Origin of the sequence: Burkholderia sp. KCJ3K979, from assembly GCF_016759955.1 — a bacterium.
In the GTDB taxonomy this organism is placed as follows: Bacteria; Pseudomonadota; Gammaproteobacteria; order Burkholderiales; family Burkholderiaceae; genus Burkholderia; species Burkholderia orbicola.
The window spans coordinates 1-17,216 of the sequence record NZ_JACFYV010000149.1 but is presented as its reverse complement, the minus strand read 5'-3'; the positions used below and the strand labels follow the sequence as shown (position 1 = coordinate 17,216).

At 67.8% G+C, this 17,216-nt stretch carries 15 protein-coding genes and 1 pseudogene; 6 read left to right on the top strand and 10 right to left on the bottom strand.

Going from position 1 to position 17,216, the window contains the following annotated elements:
- The 3 genes from H3O04_RS36270 to H3O04_RS25195 all read left to right on the top strand — a co-directional run.
- The coding region (locus H3O04_RS36270) for a hypothetical protein (RefSeq protein WP_237666417.1) at window positions 1–214 on the top strand (214 nt) is incomplete at its 5' end.
- Between the two features lie 74 nt (window positions 215–288).
- On the top strand, window positions 289–1,122 hold the full coding sequence (locus H3O04_RS25200) for a response regulator transcription factor (RefSeq protein WP_202588667.1): 834 nt from the start codon (window positions 289–291) through the stop codon (window positions 1,120–1,122).
- Window positions 1,115–3,457, top strand: coding sequence for a sensor histidine kinase (locus H3O04_RS25195; protein ID WP_202588666.1), 2,343 nt, complete (start codon window positions 1,115–1,117; stop codon window positions 3,455–3,457). The genes H3O04_RS25200 and H3O04_RS25195 overlap by 8 nt, the downstream gene beginning before the upstream one ends.
- 40 nt (window positions 3,458–3,497) lie before the next feature.
- On the opposite strand, the gene H3O04_RS25190 is transcribed toward H3O04_RS25195, so the two are convergent.
- From H3O04_RS25190 to H3O04_RS25160, 7 genes are all read right to left on the bottom strand, one after another.
- Window positions 3,498–3,785, bottom strand: coding sequence for a hypothetical protein (locus H3O04_RS25190; RefSeq protein ID WP_105798172.1), 288 nt, complete (start codon window positions 3,783–3,785; stop codon window positions 3,498–3,500).
- Window positions 3,786–3,818: 33 nt separating this feature from the next.
- Window positions 3,819–4,907: a galactofuranose ABC transporter, permease protein YjfF gene (gene yjfF, locus H3O04_RS25185; RefSeq protein ID WP_006481195.1), complete on the bottom strand. Its 1,089-nt coding sequence runs from the start codon at window positions 4,905–4,907 to the stop codon at window positions 3,819–3,821.
- Entirely contained in the window at window positions 4,904–5,947 is a 1,044-nt protein-coding gene (locus H3O04_RS25180) for an ABC transporter permease (protein WP_023475175.1), read from the bottom strand. The genes yjfF and H3O04_RS25180 overlap by 4 nt, the downstream gene beginning before the upstream one ends.
- On the bottom strand, window positions 5,944–7,458 hold the full coding sequence (locus H3O04_RS25175) for a sugar ABC transporter ATP-binding protein (protein WP_006481193.1): 1,515 nt from the start codon (window positions 7,456–7,458) through the stop codon (window positions 5,944–5,946). The genes H3O04_RS25180 and H3O04_RS25175 overlap by 4 nt, the downstream gene beginning before the upstream one ends.
- 60 nt (window positions 7,459–7,518) lie before the next feature.
- Window positions 7,519–8,481 (bottom strand): ABC transporter substrate-binding protein, encoded by a 963-nt coding sequence (locus tag H3O04_RS25170; RefSeq protein WP_011549177.1) that lies wholly within the window; start codon window positions 8,479–8,481, stop codon window positions 7,519–7,521.
- A gap of 281 nt (window positions 8,482–8,762) precedes the next feature.
- Window positions 8,763–9,614: a pirin family protein gene (locus tag H3O04_RS25165; RefSeq protein ID WP_202588665.1), complete on the bottom strand. Its 852-nt coding sequence runs from the start codon at window positions 9,612–9,614 to the stop codon at window positions 8,763–8,765.
- Between the two features lie 34 nt (window positions 9,615–9,648).
- Window positions 9,649–10,254 (bottom strand): FMN-dependent NADH-azoreductase, encoded by a 606-nt coding sequence (locus H3O04_RS25160; protein ID WP_006481190.1) that lies wholly within the window; start codon window positions 10,252–10,254, stop codon window positions 9,649–9,651.
- A gap of 118 nt (window positions 10,255–10,372) precedes the next feature.
- Between H3O04_RS25160 and H3O04_RS25155 the strand changes: the two genes are divergently transcribed.
- From H3O04_RS25155 to proP, 3 genes are all read left to right on the top strand, one after another.
- Window positions 10,373–11,296, top strand: a complete 924-nt coding sequence (locus H3O04_RS25155) for a LysR family transcriptional regulator (RefSeq protein ID WP_006481189.1) — start codon at window positions 10,373–10,375, stop codon at window positions 11,294–11,296.
- Window positions 11,297–11,515: 219 nt separating this feature from the next.
- Complete coding sequence (locus tag H3O04_RS25150; RefSeq protein ID WP_006481188.1) at window positions 11,516–12,544, top strand: DNA topoisomerase IB; 1,029 nt, start codon at window positions 11,516–11,518, stop codon at window positions 12,542–12,544.
- A 279-nt stretch (window positions 12,545–12,823) separates the two neighbouring features.
- Entirely contained in the window at window positions 12,824–14,293 is a 1,470-nt protein-coding gene (gene proP, locus H3O04_RS25145) for a glycine betaine/L-proline transporter ProP (protein ID WP_202588664.1), read from the top strand.
- 46 nt (window positions 14,294–14,339) lie between these two features.
- Here proP and H3O04_RS25140 read toward each other — a convergent pair whose 3' ends face one another.
- The 3 genes and pseudogenes from H3O04_RS25140 to H3O04_RS25130 all read right to left on the bottom strand — a co-directional run.
- A complete protein-coding gene (locus H3O04_RS25140) occupies window positions 14,340–15,164 on the bottom strand; it encodes an alpha/beta fold hydrolase (RefSeq protein WP_202588663.1) in 825 nt (274 codons plus the stop codon).
- Between the two features lie 148 nt (window positions 15,165–15,312).
- Window positions 15,313–16,305, bottom strand: coding sequence for a LysR substrate-binding domain-containing protein (locus H3O04_RS25135; RefSeq protein WP_006481185.1), 993 nt, complete (start codon window positions 16,303–16,305; stop codon window positions 15,313–15,315).
- A gap of 619 nt (window positions 16,306–16,924) precedes the next feature.
- Window positions 16,925–17,216 (bottom strand): annotated as a pseudogene (locus H3O04_RS25130) (ferritin-like domain-containing protein); the annotation flags it as partial.

Genomic DNA, 17,216 nt, shown 5'->3' with positions numbered 1-17,216 from the left:
ATCTGACACTCGACACCTCGCACATGAATTCATCATCCGGGCCATTCAAATTTCAAAAACCCCTCAACCGGAAATAAAGACCGGAATTTTATTAATCGATTCGGCACAATTTTCCGAAGCACCGACACTCCCGCCGCGCATCCGCCATGCCCCTGCGACAAGCCCACACGCGCCGCACGGAATCCTCACAATCGGCGCTGTTGTCGACATATAATTTTTCGCAACAATCGTCCAGATTGCGATGCCGCCGACCTGACAGGCCCACTCCCTTCCAACGCGTTCGCAACCATGTCATCCCGCTTGCCCAGTTCGGCGTCGCCACGCACCACGCCGGATCTCGCTGGCGCCCATATCCTGATCGTCGACGACCGCCCGAACGACCTGCGGCTCCTGATCGAAATCCTGCGCACCGCGCGGTGCCGGATCAGCGTCGCGTTCGACGGGCTGCAGGCCTATCACCGCGCGCAGGCCATCGCGCCCGACCTGATCCTGATGGACGTCCGCATGCCGCGCATGGACGGTTTCGCCGCGAGCCGGCTGCTGGCGTCCACACCGTCGACGCAATCCATTCCGGTGATCATCCTGACGGCCGCCGGCGATCTCGAGGATCGCATCGCGGGGCTCGAAACGGGTGCGATCGACTACATCGTCAAGCCGTTCGAACCGGCGGAAGTCATCGCGCGAATCCGCAATCATCTGAAGCGCACGCGGCGCAGCCAGCCGTTCGCACACCTGCCCGATTTGCCCGACAACCCCGACGCCGCCCTCGTGCGCGCGGCGAGCGAGGTACTGCTGCGCGACCTGCGCCATCCGCCGGCGCTCGAGGATCTCGCGAAGCAGGTCGGCACGCACGAAAAGCGGCTGTCGCGCGTGTTCCGCGATCATCTCGGCCAGACCGTATTCGAATACCTGCGCGATACGCGGCTGCGCGCCGCGATGCACTTCCTGTCGGAAACGTCGATGGGCATCGGCGACATCGCCGAGGAAATCGGCTTTTCCACGCCCGGCAATTTCGCGACGGCATTCCGCGAACGCTTCGGCATCACGCCGTCCGACTGGCGGCGCCAGCGCCACGCGGTCGACGCGCCGGCCGCGCCGGGGGGGCACCACGGCGATGCGTAGGCGCGACGCGGCATGGACGGCGGGATGTCGCGTGTTGCTCCTGCTGCTGGCGGCGCTGGCCGTCACGTGCGCGACGGCCCGTGCCGCAACGGCGCCGAATCCCGCGCAACTCGAAGCGGTATCGGTTTTGGAGGACGCCGGCACGACGCTATCGGCCGACGAGGTCGCCGCGCGGTTCGCCGATCCGTCGCGTCACGCAGCCACCTCGGCCCGCACCGCGTTCAACGTGACGTTCTCGCGCTCGGCGTGGTGGGTCCGCGCGACGCTGATCAACCGCGACAGCGGGACGCGCCCGCTGGTGCTCGCGATTCGCGATGCGCGCGTCGACCGGGCCGATTTCTATGTCGGCCGGCACGGCCAGTGGGTGCTCGATCGCAGCTTCCCGACCGATCGCGGCGACGCGCTCGATGCGCCGTCGCGCTACCCGACCCTCGACGTCACGCTGCGCGCGGGCGAACCGCTGCCCGTGCTGATCCGCATCACGTCGCGCAAGGAAATGCGGCTCGCGCCGGTCGCGTTCACCCGCGACGGGTGGATCGCGCAGGAATTGCACGCGTCGATGTGGAACTTCGGGTTCTTCGGCGGGCTGCTCGCCCTCGTCTGGTGCGCGCTGCTGATCGGCTTTTTCTCGCGCAGCGGCGTATTCCACGTGCTGGCCGCGCTGACCCTGAACACCGCGCTGTTCGAAGCGGCGTATCGCGGCTATCTCGCGATGGCGCTGTCGCCCGGCGCCCGCGAGTGGTCGACGCGCGGCGAAACGATCTTCGCGTACCTGTCGGTCGCGTGCTTCATCGTCTTCATCCTGATGGTCGCGCATCGCGAGAAGGCCAGGATGCCGATGCGCGCGGTGTACGTGGTGTTTCTCGCGCTCGAATGCGTGGGGATCGCCGGCGCGGCGTTCGGCGATCTGGCGACCTTCGCGTGGTTCTGCCTGTGGCTGAACACCGTGCTCGCGATCGTCAACATCAGCCTCGCGCTGATGCTCGTGATCCGGCGCACGCCGACGGGCCGCGTGATGCTGATCGCGGTCGCGTTCGCGACGTTCAACATGCTGATCCGCATGCTCGACGGCCGCGATGCGCTGCCGCCCGTGCTGTCATGGATCCGGTCCGACGTCTTTCCGAATCCGGTCATCGCGATCATCGGGCTCGCGACGCACCTGCTGGTGCTGGCCGCGTGGATTCACCACGTGGGCCGGCAGCGCACCGAGGCACGCAAGCGGCTCGAACACTGGCAGCTCACCGAACAGGACCGGCTGCGCGACGAGGTCGCGCGGCGCACGGTGGCGCTCAACGACGCGTTGCAGCAGTCGAAAACGCACATGCAGCAGAAGATCGAGACGCTCGGCTATGTCAGCCACGACCTGCGCGCGCCGCTGTCGACGATCAACGGCTATGCGAAGCTGCTGCTGGAAGGCGCGACACGCGGCCAGGCGCGGCTGATCCGGTCGATCGACCGCAGCATCCGCTACCAGCTCGCGCTGATCGACGAATTGCTCGCGTTCACGAAGGCCGAACTCCAGCCGCTCGGCGTCGCGCCCGACCGCACCGACCTGCCCGGGCTGCTGGACGACATCGGCCACTACGCGGTCGCGCTGTGCGCGCAGCAGGACAACCGGTTCGTCTACCGGCCGGTCACGGCGCTGCCGCGCACGGTACTGATCGACGGCATCCGGCTGCAACAGGTATTGCTGAACCTGCTGTCCAACGCATCGAAATTCACGCGCAACGGCACGGTCACGCTGTCGATCCACGCGTCGCGCGAAGGCGATGCATGGCGCCTGCTGTTCGAGGTAGCCGATACGGGCATCGGCATCGACATCACCACGACCACCGACATCTTCCGCGCGTACCAGCAGGTGCAGGCGGTGAACGGCGGCACCGGGCTCGGCCTGTTCATCGCGCAGCGCATCGTCACCGCGATGGGCGGCGAGCTGGCCGTCGCGAGCCAGCCGGGCATCGGCACGACGTTCTCGTTCGCGGTCGTCGCGCCGGCCCTCGGCCATGCGCTCGCACCGGCGTCGGGGCTCGTCCGGCAGTTTCATCCCGCCGACGAAGCGGAGCCGGCACACGCGGCGCCGGCGATGCGCAGCCCGCCCGCCGACGCGCTCGCCGAGCTGATCGCGCTCGCCGGCGAAGGTCGGCTGACCGATATCGAGGAATGGCTCGGCCAGTACGTGGACGAGCCGGGCCATGCGCCGTTCGTGCAGGAAATGCGCGAGCACCTCGATGCGCTGGACCTGCACGCGATCGAAAAACTGGCCGGCTCGCTGAAACGCATGCGCGTCGCGGATACGCCCTTCGACATCGAGACGGACGCGACCGGGCCGGCCTGACGGCACGGCCCCACGCGCGGCCGGCAGGCGGCCGCGCGCATCACTCCATCGCGGTTCGCTCGCGCTGCCGATCGGCCCGCTCGACCACGCGGGCCAGTCGAATGATGTCGGTCAGTCCGAATTCGCCGGCATCCGGGCGTGGGCGGCCGTGTTCGTCAGCCACGCGCATCGCGAACGCCAGCGCTTCCGAGCGCTCGCGCAGCAGCACCCGCAGCGCATCGGCCACGATCCGGCAGTCGCGCGCGTCGCCGAGATCGAGCAGCGGCCGACGGCCATGCTCGACGGCCAGCGCATCGGCCACGTCCGCTGTCATGTCATCGCGCTTCATCTCGTTCTCCTCGCGCCAGGGTAGTCGGTCGCACTACGACCGCCGCATCGTCGATACCAGCCCGATGTCCTCCTTGGGCGGCGCCGGCCGCGCGGGCGCGGCAGCCTGAGTCGGCCGCCGCGCGCCGAGCCCGGTGCCGCCGGTACGCCGCCGCGTCGCATGCCGCTCGATGACCCGCTGCAGCACGCAGAACACGCACAGCAGCGCGCCGATCACGATCCGCGTCCACCACGAACTCAGCGTGCCGTCGAACGTGATCAGCACCTGGATCGTGCCGAGGATGCCGACCCCGAACACCGAACCGATCACGTACCCCACGCCGCCCGTCAGCAGCGTGCCGCCGATCACGGTCGCGGCGATCGCGTCGAGTTCCATCCCCTGCGCCTGCAGCCCATAGCCCGACAGCACGTACAACGTGAACACCACGCCGCCGAGCGCCGAGCAGAAGCCGCTCAGCGCGTAGACGCCGATCTTCGTGCGCGCGACCGGCAAGCCCATCAGCAGCGCCGAGCGTTCGTTGCCGCCGACCGCATAGACGTTGCGGCCGAAGCGCGTGAAGTGCGCGACGTAGATCGCGACGGCCAGCGTCGCGAGCGCGATCAGCGCACCGGCACTCAGCATGCCGCCGCCGAGCGGCACGCTGATGCCCGCAATCGCATGGAACGCCGGCGCGTTGATCGTGATCGACTGCGTCGTGATCAGGAAGCACGCGCCGCGCGCGAGAAACATCCCGGCGAGCGTGACGATGAACGGCTGCAGCCGGAAATAGTGGATCAGCGCGCCCATCGCCGCGCCGTACAGCGCGCCGAACGCGAGCACCAGCGGCACGATCACCCACACGGGCCAGTGCAGCCGTTCGGCGCCGACCGCGCAGAAGATCGTTGTCAGCGCAACGACCGAGCCGACCGACAGGTCGATGCCGCCCGACACGATCACGAACGTCATCCCGATCGCGACGATCAGCAGGAACGCGTTGTCGACGAGCAGCCCTGTGAGCACCTGCATCGAGAAAAAGCCCGTGTACATCACGGACCCGAAGCCGAACAGCGCGGCGAACAGCACGATCGTCACGACGATCGGCAGCGTGCGCGGGTCGGCGAGGCGGCCAAGGAAACGGTTCATCGCGGCGTCGCTCCGGTGGTGGTGGCGCGCGATCGCGCGGAAGGCAGCAGCCGCGACGCGTGCCGCACCAGCAGCGCGCGCGCCGCGTCCGACTGGATCAGCGTCACGACGATCACGACGACCGCCTTGACGACGAGCGTCGCCTCCGGCGGCACGCCGATCGAATAGGTCGTGTAGGTGAGCGTCTGGATGATCAGCGCGCCGAGCACCGAGCCCGCGAGGCTGAAGCGGCCGCCGAGCAGCGACGTGCCGCCGAGCGTCACCGCGAGGATCGCGTCGAGTTCGAGCAGCAGCCCCGCGTTGTTGCCGTCGGCACTGCGCACGTTCGAGCTCGCGAGGATGCCCGCGAGCGCCGACATCACGCCCGAGCACAGATACACGCCGAACACGACCGCGCCCGAGCGCAGCCCGACGAGCCGCGTCGCGACCGGGTTCACGCCGATCGCGCGAATGAACAGCCCGAGTGCCGTACGGTTCACCAGCAGCGCGGTCGCGCCGATCGTCGCGAGCGCGATCCATACCGCGCACGGCACGGTCGCGAGATAGCCGCCGCCGAGCGCAAGGTAGCCGGGCGCACCGATCGGGATGATCTGGCCGCCCGTCAGCAATTGCGCGACGCCGCGGCCGGCCACCATCAGGATCAGCGTCGCGATGATCGGCTGCATCCCGACGAACGCGACCAGCAGCCCGTTCCACGCACCGGCCAGCAGCCCGACGCCGAGCGCGGCGGCCAGCGCCGCGCCGACTTGCGACGGGTCCGCCTCGAGCACGGTCGCGGCCGCCGCGCCGGCGATCGCGACGATCGCGCCGACCGAGATGTCGATCCCGCGGGTCGCGATCACGAGCGTCATCCCGAGCGACACGATCACGAGCGGCGCCGCGCGGTTCAGGATGTCGATCGGCGCGCCGAACAGGTGGCCGTCGAGCAGCGCGATCGACAGGAAGCCGGGACGATACGCGACATCCAGCGCGAACAGCAGCGCGAGCGTCAGCACCGGCCACGCGAGCGAATGACGGAACAGCGTGCGTAGCCACGTCATGACTGGCCTCCCGCAATCAACCGGTAAACCTGCTCCTCGGACGCATCGGCGCCGCTCAGCTCCGCGACCTTGCGGCGGTCGCGCAGCACCGCGATCCGATGGCTCACGCGCACGACCTCGCCGATCTCCGACGAGATGAACAGGATCGCGAGCCCCTGCGCGCACAGCGCGAGCACCCGCTCCATGATGTCGAACTTCGCGGCGACGTCGATGCCGCGTGTCGGCTCGTCGAGAATCAGCAGCTTCGGGTCCGTCGCGAGCCAGCGCGCGAGCAGCACCTTCTGCTGGTTGCCGCCCGACAGCAGCCCGATCGGCTGCTCCGCGTCGCGCGCCTTGATGCCGAGCCGGGCGATGTACGTGTCGGCGATCTCGCGCTGGCGCGCCCGCCCGATCAGCCGCCACCAGCCGCGCCGCGCCTGCAGCGCGAGCACGATGTTCTCGCGGATCGACAGCGCGGCGACGATGCCCTCCTTCTTGCGGTCTTCCGGACAGTACGCGATGCCGCTGCGCACCGCGTCGTGCGGTGACGCGAGCCGCTTGCGCGCGCCGTCGATCTCGATCGCGCCGGTATCCGGGCGCGCGGCGGCGAACGCCAGTTGCGCGGTCTCGGTGCGGCCCGAGCCGAGCAGCCCGGCCAGCCCGACGATCTCGCCGGGGCGCACGTCGAGATCGAGCGCGCTCATCATCCCGCGCCGGCCGACCTGCTGCATCGACAGGAACGGCGCGGTGGTCGCGGTGTCACGCTCGACCGCCGCGGCGCCCGCCTGCAGCGTCTCGGACATGCGCTCGCGGCCGGTCATCTTCGCGACCAGCACGTCGACCGGCAGGTCCCGCGCGAGGTACTCGCCTTCGCGCTCGCCGTTGCGCATCACGGTGATGCGGTCGGACACCGCATAGGTCTGCTCGAGAAAATGCGTGACGAACAGGATCGCGATGCCCGACGCCTTCAGCCGGCGCAGCACGTCGAACAGGCGTGCGACCTCGCCGTCGTCGAGGCTCGAGGTCGGTTCGTCGAGAATCAGCACGCGCGCGTCGACCGACACCGCCCGCGCGATCGCCACCATCTGCTGTACCGCGATCGGATACGAATCGAGCGAACGCGTGACGTCGAGCGCCAGGTCGAGTTCGGCGAGCGCGTCGCGCGAGCGCGCATGGATCGTCTTCCAGTCGATCGCGCCGCGCCGCATCGGCTGCCGGCCCGCGAAGATGTTCTCCGCGACCGACAGGTTCGCGCACAGGTTCACTTCCTGGTAGAGCGTCTGGATGCCGGCCGCCTCGGCCTCGCGCGGCGCGGCGAAATTCACCGGCGCGCCGCCGACGCGAATCTCGCCCGCATCGTGCGCATGCACGCCGGTGAGCACGTTGATCAGCGTCGACTTGCCCGCGCCGTTCTGGCCCATCAGCGCGTGGATTTCACCCGGAAACAGCCGGAAGTCCACGCGCTGCAGCGCGCTGACGCCCGGAAACGACTTGTCGATGCCGATCATCTCGACCACCGGCGGACTCTGCATGCAGCCTCCCTCGAAGCGTCGCCGGACGGCGGCCGCGAGGCCGCCGCCCGGGCGGACAGGTCAGTACTTGCGGGTCGGCAGCACCTGCGCCGCGACGTTCATCGGGAACACCGTCTCGTTGGTCACGATGCGCTTGGGCAACTGCTTGCCGGCGACGACGTCCTTCACCGCGCTCATCAGTTGCGGGCCGAGCAGCGGGCTGCATTCGACGTCGACGTTGATCTTGCCCGCGACCATCGCCTGGAAGCCGCCCTTCGTCGCGTCGAACGACACGACGCTCACGTCCTTGCCGGGCTTGATGCCGGCCTCTTCCATCGCCTGGATCGCGCCGAGCGCCATGTCGTCGTTGTGCGCATAGACGACGTTGATCTGCTTGCCGTAGGTCTTCGCGAACGCTTCCATCACCTGCTTGCCGCCGGCGAGCGTGAAGTCGCCGCTCTGCGACGCGATCACCTTGAATTTCGGATTGTTCTTGATCACCTCGAGCAGGCCCGCGCGGCGATCGTTGGCCGGCGCGGAGCCGACCGTCCCTTGCAGCTCGACGATGTTGATCGGGCCTGCGTCGTTCTTGTAGCGCTCTTCCAGCCAGTGGCCGGCGCGCCGCCCTTCCTCGAGGAAGTCGGAGCCGATCATCGTCACGTACAGCGACGGGTCCTTCACGTCGACCCCGCGGTCGGTCAGGATCACCGGGATATGCGCGGCCTTCGCTTCGGTCAGCACCGGCTCCCAGCCCGATTCGACGACCGGCGAGAACGCGATCACGTCGACCTTCTGCGCGATGAACGAGCGGATCGCGCGAATCTGGTTCTCCTGCTTCTGCTGGGCGTCGGAAAACTTCAGGTTGATGCCGGCGTCCTTCGCCGCGCCCTTCACCGATACGGTATTCGCGGTGCGCCAGGCGCTTTCCGCGCCGACTTGCGAGAACCCGAGCGTGATCGGCTTTTGCTGCGCGTGCGCGCCGCCTGCCAGCACCGTCGCCGCGGCGACGATCGCGCCGGCCGCCAGCTTCCTGATGAATGTCATGGTCCGTCTCCGATGATGTCGTTGTGTGCCGCGGCGCTGTTGTGTTTCTGCGTGGCGCTGGCGCGGATCGGGCTGCGCCGGCCGGCGTGTGCGGCCGGCGCGGTATACATGCCCCGCATCAGTCTAGAAACAAGTCCGATAACCTTCCAATGAAATATTGGATTGGGCCGATGCCGGAATCGGCATACGTATAAACACCTAAGCGCGAGACCCCGCGGGCGCGGCGTCTCGGCGCGCAGGCCGCCTTGAACGGAGGCCGGATATCGACGCAGACGAAAGCATCAGCGCATCGCGCCCCTGGCGCGCAGTTCACGGCCGACACGTACGATTTCGCGCTCGCCTTCCACCAGCGCGGCGGCGCTCGTATGCATCGAGTAGGCGCCCAGATGAAGATCGTGCGGATGCGGAATCGCGGTACCGACCACAAAGCGCGCGTCGGTCACGGCCTCGAATTCGATCGGCGCATCGGACGCGTCGAACACGACCAGCTCGCCCCGCCCGACCGGGTCCGGCGTGCGCAGGCGGCCGTCCATCACGGCGGCCCAGCCGACCCGGTGGCCCTGCGGCGGCCGGCAGGTCCAGCGCTCACCCGCCGCCAACTGCACGACGACGTAGTTGATGCCCGGCGGCGCATCGACCGGGCTCACTGCGCCGCCGTGGCGGCCGAGCAGCACGCGGGCCGGCCCGTCCGTCGGGATGTCGTCGATCGACAGGTGCTGACTGAACGCCGGCGCCAGCTCGCGCCCCGGCGGCAACGCCACCCACAGCTGGAACGCCTTGACCGGCGGCACCACGAAACCCGTATGCCAGACGCCGCGCCCCGCGCTCATCCATTCGATGTCGCCGGCCCCCATCGGGCCTTCGTGGCCCGTCGATTCCACGTAGGTGCCGTGCCCGTCGATCAGGAGCGTCAGCGTGGCGATGCCCGAATGCGGATGCCAGCCGAAGGCCGGTTTGCCGAGCGGCGCCCGCGTATCGATCAGGTCGAGGAACACGAACGGCTTGATCATCTCGCCGACGTCGGACGGGCTGACCATGCGGACGACCGGCCCGTGCGCGTGGCCGCGCGTGCGGAACACGACATGACGGCCGGCGGCGATGGTCGAGGGAACGGAATCGAGGGTATTCAACATGGGTTCTCCGGTGGCCGGTATCCGGCGCGTTGCGTCAGGCCGCGAGGGCCGCCGCCGCTTCCTTCGCCGATGCAATGGCGCCCGTGCGCTTGTCCGGCCCCATCGCGACGCCTTCGGCACGAATGAACGTGATGTCGGTGACGCCGATGAACGCGAATGCGTCTTTCAGATAGGTTTCCTGATGATCGAGCGACGCCACCGGCGACCCTGCGCTGTACACGCCGCCGCGCGACGATGCGATGACCAGTTTCTTGCCGCCGCACAGGCCTGTCGGCCCGTTCTCGTCGTAGCGGAAGGTCTTGCCGGCCACCAGGATGCGGTCGATCCACGCCTTCAGTTGCGACGGGATGCCGAAGTTGTACATCGGCGCGCCGACCACCACGATATCCGCGGCGAGGAACGTGTCGAGCGCGTGCTGACCGGTGTCGACGTCCGCCTTCAGCGCGTCGTCGACCGGCGCGCCTTGCGCGGCGGCAAGGTGTTCGGCGGCCAGATGGCCGAGCGGCGTGGCGGCGAGGTCGAGGTGCGTGACCGCGAGGCCGGGATCGCGGGCGCGGAAGCGGGCGACGATTTCCGCCGACAGTTCGCGGCTGACCGAGCCCTGGCCGAGGATGCTCGAATCGATGTGCAGCAGTTTCATGCAGATTCTCCTTGAGACGGATGGATTTGCCGGTAGCGTGAGACCAGTATGGAGATCGATTCAGCTTTACACTAGATGGATAAACAGGATTTGATTAATCCATTTCTGGAGCAATCCCATGCTCGATCTGAATGATCTCGCGCTGTTCGTCCAGGTCGTCCGCGCCGGCAGCTTTTCGGAGGCCGCACGACGCCTGCGCATGCCGGCCAATACGCTGAGCCGGCGCATCGACCAGTTCGAAGGGCACATCGGCACGCGCCTGCTGCATCGCTCGACCCGCAAGCTTGCGCCGAGCACCGAGGGCCTGGCGCTGTTCGAGCGCTACGCGCCGGCACTCGACCGGATCTTCGAGATCGAGCGGCAGCATGCGGACGGGCAGGAACCGTCCGGAACCGTGCGCGTGGCGGCGATGGCCGGCCTGTTCGAAGTGATCAAGCTGGAATGGCTGGCCGAGTTCTACGCGCGCTATCCGCGAATCAGCATCGACTTCCTGCTCGACGACACGCCGTCCGACCTGATCGCCGAGCGCATCGACCTCGCACTGCGCATCGGCATCGAGACCGGCGGCAGCTTCCGCGTGCGCCGGATCGCGCCGGACACGATGATCCTCGCCGCCAGCCCCGCTTATCTCGAACGACGCGGCACGCCGCGCACGCCGCGCGAACTGGCCGACCATGATTGCCTGACGGTGTCGAGCCGCCAGGGACGCAGCATGTGGCGCCTGCAGGGGCCGCGCGGCACGCAGGAGATTTCGATCGACGGCCGTTTCTCGGTCAACGACATGCGCGTGGTCGTGCAGGCGTGCCTCGCCGGCCTCGGCATCGCGCTGGTGCCGCAGGTGCTCGCCGCGGCGGCGATCGACGAAGGCAAGCTGGCGCGCGTGCTGCCGGCCTACCAGCGCTCCGGCGCCGGGCTCGGGCTGCAGCTCGTCTATACGAGCCGCCCGCCGCTGCCGCCCGCGGTGACGGCCGTCGCCGAGTTTCTGCTGGAGAAGCTCGACCAACGGATGTCGAGGTGTCCCGAGCCCGCGGCCGGCCGATGACGTTTCGTCGTCGCCGCGAACGGCATTTCCTGGCCGCTCCGCCGTCGCGTCGTACGGCCCGCCGGCGCACGATTCTTGCTCCCGCTCCGCAACGACCGCTCATGCCGTGCTGCAGGTCGCCGTCCGGGCCCATTACGAACAAGGGAGCAAACACATGACCGCAGCCCACGAGCACGGGTCGCCATCCATCGCCATCGCCGTCAACCGGCACACGAGCGCATGAAGCAGCCCGCTTCGAGCACGGCCGCGGCGCTGCGCCACGTCGACGACCGCCAGCCCGGCTACACGCGCCGCCGCCTGCGCAACGGCTTCGCGTATTACGCGCAGGACGGCACGCGGATTCGCGATGCCGCGGAAATCGCCCGCATCGACGCGCTGGCGATTCCACCGGCCTACACCGACGTGTGGATCTGCGCCGATCCGCTCGGCCACTTGCAGGCGACGGGCCGCGACGCGCGCGGCCGCAAGCAGTATCGCTATCACCCGCAATGGCGGGAAACGCGCGATGCGAACAAGTACGCGCGGATGGCCGCGTTCGCGCGGGCGCTGCCGCGCATCCGCGCACGCGTCACCCGCGATCTGGCGCTGCCGGGCATGCCGCGCGACAAGGTCGTCGCGACGATCGTTCGCTTGCTCGACACGACGCTCGCACGGATCGGCAACGCGGAATACGCGCGCGAGAACGGCTCGTACGGGCTGACGACGCTGCGCAAGCGCCATTTGAAGATCCAGCCCGGCCAGGTGCGGCTGCGCTTCGCCGGCAAGAGCGGGATCGAACACGACGTGACGGTCGACGACGCGCGGGTCGCGCGGATCGTGCGGCGCTGCGCGGAACTGCCCGGGCACGAGCTGTTCCAGTATGTGGACGACGACGGCGTGCGCCATCCGGTCGGGTCGTCCGACGTGAACGACTACCTGCGCGAGGCCGGCGGCGCCGATTTCACCGCGAAGGATTACCGGACCTGGGCCGGCAGCGTGCACGCGCTCGGGTTGCTGCGGCGCATCGAGCATCGCGGCGTCACGCATGCCCGCAAGCAGATCGTCGAGACCGTGCGCGCGGTGGCCGAGCTGCTGCGCAACACGCCGGCCGTGTGCCGGCGCTGCTACATCCATCCGGCCGTGCTCGACGCGTTCGAGGCGGGCACGCTCGCCGCGCTGGCGGTCCGGCGTACGCCGCGCGGCCTGCGCGCGGACGAAGCGGCATTCGTCGCGTTGCTGGCATCCGCGCGCCGGCGCACGGCGAGATGACTGTCCACGCCGCGCGTTCCGGTCCCGAGGCCGCGCGCGACCGACACCGCTCCCCGCGTGTCGTTTACCACCGGGTTCCGGGCGCATGACCGATAGCCGCTCCCGCCCGTTTCTCTAAACTGGTTCGCACAACACACCTGCCCGGTGTCGTCCGCCGCGCGCGTCACGCCACCGGCATCGAGGCATCCCCGAGACATCCGCCTTCGCTGTCCGTCGGCCCGCGTGCCCCCGGCCGCATTCCCGCCGGCCGCGCCGCCAAGGCAACTCCAGGAGAGAACATTGAGCCCGTCGCAAGCGCGCCCCGCGAAAACCCGGTCTTCGCGCCAGTCCATCAAGCTGGATGACATCACGATCGTCGACCCGGCCATCCTCAAGCGCGCGGTCGGCGCGATGGCGTTCGGCAACGCGATGGAATGGTTCGACTTCGGCGTCTACAGCTATATCGCCGTCACGCTCGGCAAGGTGTTCTTCCCGTCCAGCAGCCCGTCCGCGCAGTTGCTGGCCACCTTCGGCACGTTCGCGGCCGCGTTCCTCGTGCGCCCGCTCGGCGGCATGGTGTTCGGCCCGCTCGGCGATCGCATCGGCCGCCAGCGCGTGCTCGCCGCCACGATGATCATGATGGCCGTCGGCACCTTCGCGATCGGCCTGATCCCGAGCTATGCGTCGATCGGCATCATGGCCCCGATCCTGCTGCTCGTCGCCCGCCTCGTGCAGAGCTTCTCGACCGGCGGCGAGTACGGCGGCGCCGCCACCTTCATCGCCGAGTTCGCGACCGACAGGCGTCGCGGCTTCATGGGCAGCTTCCTCGAGTTCGGCACGCTGATCGGCTATACGCTCGGCGCGGCTACGGTCGCGCTGCTGACGGCCACGCTGTCGCAGGAAACGCTGCTGTCGTGGGGCTGGCGCGTGCCGTTCTTCATCGCCGGGCCGCTCGGCCTCGTCGGCCTCTACGTACGGCTCAAGCTCGAGGAAACGCCGGCCTTCAAGAAGGAAGCCGAAGCGCGCGAAGCGGACGAACGCGCGCGGCCGAAACAGCGCTTCGCGACGCTGCTCGTCGAACAGTGGAAGCCGCTGCTGCAATGCGTCGGCCTCGTGCTGATCTTCAACGTGACCGACTACATGGCGCTGTCGTACCTGCCGAGCTACCTGTCGGCGACGCTGCACGTGCGCGAATCGCACGGGCTCTTCATGGTGCTGCTCGTGATGGTGCTGATGATGCCGATGACGCTGTACGCCGGGCACCTGTCGGACAAGGTCGGCCGCAAGCCGGTGATGATGGCCGGCTGCGTGGGCCTGCTCGCGCTGTCGGTGCCGGCGCTGATGCTGATCCGCACCGGCGGCACGCTGCCGATCTTCGGCGGGATGCTGATTTACGGCGTCCTGCTGTCGACGTTCACGGGCGTGATGCCGTCGGCGCTGCCCGCGCTGTTCCCGACGCGGATTCGCTACGGTGCGCTCGCGATCGGCTTCAACGTGTCGGTGTCGCTGTTCGGCGGCACGACGCCGCTCGTCACCGCGTGGCTGGTCGATCGCACCGGCGACCTGATGATGCCCGCCTACTACCTGATGGGTGCGTCGTTCATCGGCATCGTGTCGGTGCTCGCGCTGCGCGAGACCGCGCGTCAGCCGCTGCCCGGCTCCGGGCCGTGCGTGGCGAGCCGCGCGGAAGCATTGAACCTCGTACGCGGTGATGCCGACGAAGCGCGCGTGCGCGACCGGAAGTTCACGCCGGTCAGCGAGCGTGCGTGACGCAGGTCGATGCGACGCCGCGCGGGCGTCGCCGTTCGCGTGACCGTCAGTTCGACGGCAGTTGCTGCGCGTCGAACCAGTCGAGCAGCGTGCGCGTGACGAACGCGGGATTCTCCAGGTTCGAGATATGGCCGGCGTCGGGCACCAGCGCATGCGCGCAGCCGATCACGCTCGCCATCTTCACGGTTTCCGACGGCGGCCGCGCCATGTCGCCCGCACCGCACATCAGCAGCGTGTGCGCGGCATCGAGTTCGGCGAGGGTCGCGAGCGCGTCGGGCCGGCCGAAAATCAGCCGGCCGAGCGGCGCGATCGATTGCCGCAACCGGTCGGCGGGCAGGTTCGCGAGCGCATCGCGAAACGCGGTCGGCACCGGGTCGTCGAGATCGGCGTCCGGCCGGAAGAACAACGGCACGATCGCGTCGAGCAGCGGCGGCGCGATGCGGCCTGCGGCCTCGATCGCGTCGAGCATCCCGAAGTAGCGGGCGCGCGTCGCATCGGGTTCCGCTTCGAGCGATGCGTCCATGATCACGAGCGAGCGCACGCGCCGCGGCTCGCGCAACGCGAGCCGGGCGCCCCACATGCCGCCCACGCTGAGCCCGACGATCGCGCACTGGTCGATCTCCAGCGCATCGAGCAGCGCGCTCGCCTGCGTGGCGAGATCGTCGAGCGTATGCGTGCCGTCCGGCAGCGCGCCCGATTCGCCATGCCCCCACAGGTCCGGCACGATCACGCGATACCGGCGCGACAGCGCGTCGATCTGCGGCGCCCACATCGTCGCGTCCCACAGATAGCTGTGCCCGAGCAGCACCGGAAACCCGGCGCCGCTATCGAGGTAATGCAGGGTACTGCCTTGAATGCCGTGTACGGGCATGCTGTCTCCGGGATGTCAGGACTCGGCGGTGGCCCGGAGGCGCGCGCCGCGGTCGGCGGCGTTCTGCAACGAACGCGAAGCGGCGCATCATCGCACAGGTTGCAGGTGCCGCGCATGACGCCGCGCACGACACATTCGCCGCGCCGCGCTATCCGACGCGATACATCGGCAGCACGTTGCTGCCGGCCGTATCCTGCTCCGACGCGAGCGGCTGGCACGCTTGTTCGAGCAGCCAGTTGGTCAGCACCGCGATATCGAATTCGTTGCACGCATCGGGGTTCTGCACGAGCACGTAGCTGCCCGATGCAACGGTGCAATGCGGGAACAGCTCGACGAGCCGCCCCTGCTTCAGCAGCCCGTCGACCAGCGGCCGCCTGCCGATCGCGATGCCGTGCCCGTCGACGGCGGCCTGGACCAGTTGATCGTACTGGCTGAAGTGCAGCGCCCCGGCCGGCCGCAGCCGCGGCACGCCGAGCGCCTTCAGCAGATGGCTCCAGCCGTGCCACGGCCATTCGCCGCGCGGGTCGTCGAGATGCAGCAGCACGTGCTTGTCGAGGTCGGCCGGCTGCATCGACGCGGCGTCACCCGCCGCCGTCATCAGGCTCGGGCTGCACACCGCCACGACACGCTCGCGAAACAGCACGTCGGTATCGTCGGTCGACGTATACGGGCCGGCGTAGCGCACGGCCAGGTGCAAACGTTTGCGTTTAAGATCTTCAATTTCGCTCGTGGCCGACACGCGCACGTCGATGTCCGGATAGCTGGCGCGGAACGAACCGAGGCGCGGAATCAGCCACAGCGCCGCGAACGAGACGGTGGTCGACAACGAGATCGAACGCTGGCCGACACTCGACGACAGCTTGCCGACCACCGATTCCAGATCGGACAACGCGAACGAGATCGCGTCGTACAACTCACGCCCCTTGTCGGTCAGCGTCAGGGAACGAATATGCCGGTGAAAGAGCTCGATCCGGAGCTGCTCTTCGAGCGCCTTGACCTGGCGACTCACGGCCGATTGCGTGACGTTGAGCTCCTGCCCCGCACGCGTGAAACTCAAATGGCGCGCCGCGCATTCGAAGCCTCTCAGGAAATCCAGCGAAGGCAAACTTCTCAATCGCTTTGCCAATCTCACATTAGCCATACCGCCGCCTCAAAGTTGCACCCCTCGACAGATAAGTTGCCGTTCGTCTCCCTGTACCGTTTCTCCTATCTGGATTCGGAAACGATTTTATCTTGAAGCATGGTTACATATCATTCTTATTTTCAATCATGACACTCGTATTTATCTATCGATTTTCATCGCATCAATATGCTTACACCAACATTATCGAGTAGTGATTTTGTAAATTAATATGCGAACGAATCGAGCATACCAAAATGGTTGATAAATTCTCGTAAAAACAGGCGATTTCCGGCAAAGTTCGACGTTATCACGCCGATTTCACCGTCATGACAGAGGCCGCGCCCAATGCCTACAATTCAATTTCAACCAGCCGACTTTTCACCGAATTTCCCGGATTGCGAAAAACAAACAGTCAGCAACAGACATGCAAAATGCCGCTTTAATCCGGGAACGAATGTTTATTAAAAAATACTAAACGGATGAATTTTGATCTCGTCATGCGTTTCAAGAAATGGATGAGTCGATTATTTCCGGAAATGAATAATCCGCCGGCCGGCAACGCCGGTCGGCATGCATCGGGTTCGCCCGTCGGCCGGAATTCGGCCCGCGCCGCGCGACAACGGAACGTGTCGACCCGCTACGCGTGGTCCACCCCACCATTCGCCCGCGCGGTCACTTCGCGGCGATAGCGGTTCAGCTCCTGCGCGGTCGCGAACGTGCGCTCGAACAGGATCGACAGGTTGTGCAGAATCCGCTCGACGACCTTCTTCTCCCATTCGCCGTCGAAACGGATCTGCTCGTCGAGCCAGCGCTCGAGCCATGCCGGGTCCGGCAGGCGCGACTGCACGGTGTCGCGCGGGAACAGCGCCTGGTTCACGTGCAGGTTGGTCGGGTGCAGCGGCTTCTCGGTGCGGCGCGCCGACGCCATC

Bases quoted from the DNA above. Each gene is read 5' to 3' on its own strand.
- H3O04_RS25200 (WP_202588667.1), top strand. From the start codon at position 289: ATGTCATCCCGCTTGCCCAGTTCGGCGTCGCCACGCACCACGCCGGAT.
- H3O04_RS25175 (WP_006481193.1), bottom strand. From the start codon at position 7,458: ATGCAGAGTCCGCCGGTGGTCGAGATGATCGGCATCGACAAGTCGTTT.
- H3O04_RS25160 (WP_006481190.1), bottom strand. From the start codon at position 10,254: ATGAAACTGCTGCACATCGATTCGAGCATCCTCGGCCAGGGCTCGGTC.
- H3O04_RS25165 (WP_202588665.1), bottom strand. From the start codon at position 9,614: ATGTTGAATACCCTCGATTCCGTTCCCTCGACCATCGCCGCCGGCCGT.
- H3O04_RS25190 (WP_105798172.1), bottom strand. From the start codon at position 3,785: ATGAAGCGCGATGACATGACAGCGGACGTGGCCGATGCGCTGGCCGTC.
- H3O04_RS25195 (WP_202588666.1), top strand. From the start codon at position 1,115: ATGCGTAGGCGCGACGCGGCATGGACGGCGGGATGTCGCGTGTTGCTC.
- H3O04_RS25170 (WP_011549177.1), bottom strand. From the start codon at position 8,481: ATGACATTCATCAGGAAGCTGGCGGCCGGCGCGATCGTCGCCGCGGCG.
- H3O04_RS25180 (WP_023475175.1), bottom strand. From the start codon at position 5,947: ATGACGTGGCTACGCACGCTGTTCCGTCATTCGCTCGCGTGGCCGGTG.
- yjfF (WP_006481195.1), bottom strand. From the start codon at position 4,907: ATGAACCGTTTCCTTGGCCGCCTCGCCGACCCGCGCACGCTGCCGATC.
- H3O04_RS25140 (WP_202588663.1), bottom strand. From the start codon at position 15,164: ATGCCCGTACACGGCATTCAAGGCAGTACCCTGCATTACCTCGATAGC.
- H3O04_RS25135 (WP_006481185.1), bottom strand. From the start codon at position 16,305: ATGGCTAATGTGAGATTGGCAAAGCGATTGAGAAGTTTGCCTTCGCTG.
- H3O04_RS25150 (WP_006481188.1), top strand. From the start codon at position 11,516: ATGAAGCAGCCCGCTTCGAGCACGGCCGCGGCGCTGCGCCACGTCGAC.
- H3O04_RS25155 (WP_006481189.1), top strand. From the start codon at position 10,373: ATGCTCGATCTGAATGATCTCGCGCTGTTCGTCCAGGTCGTCCGCGCC.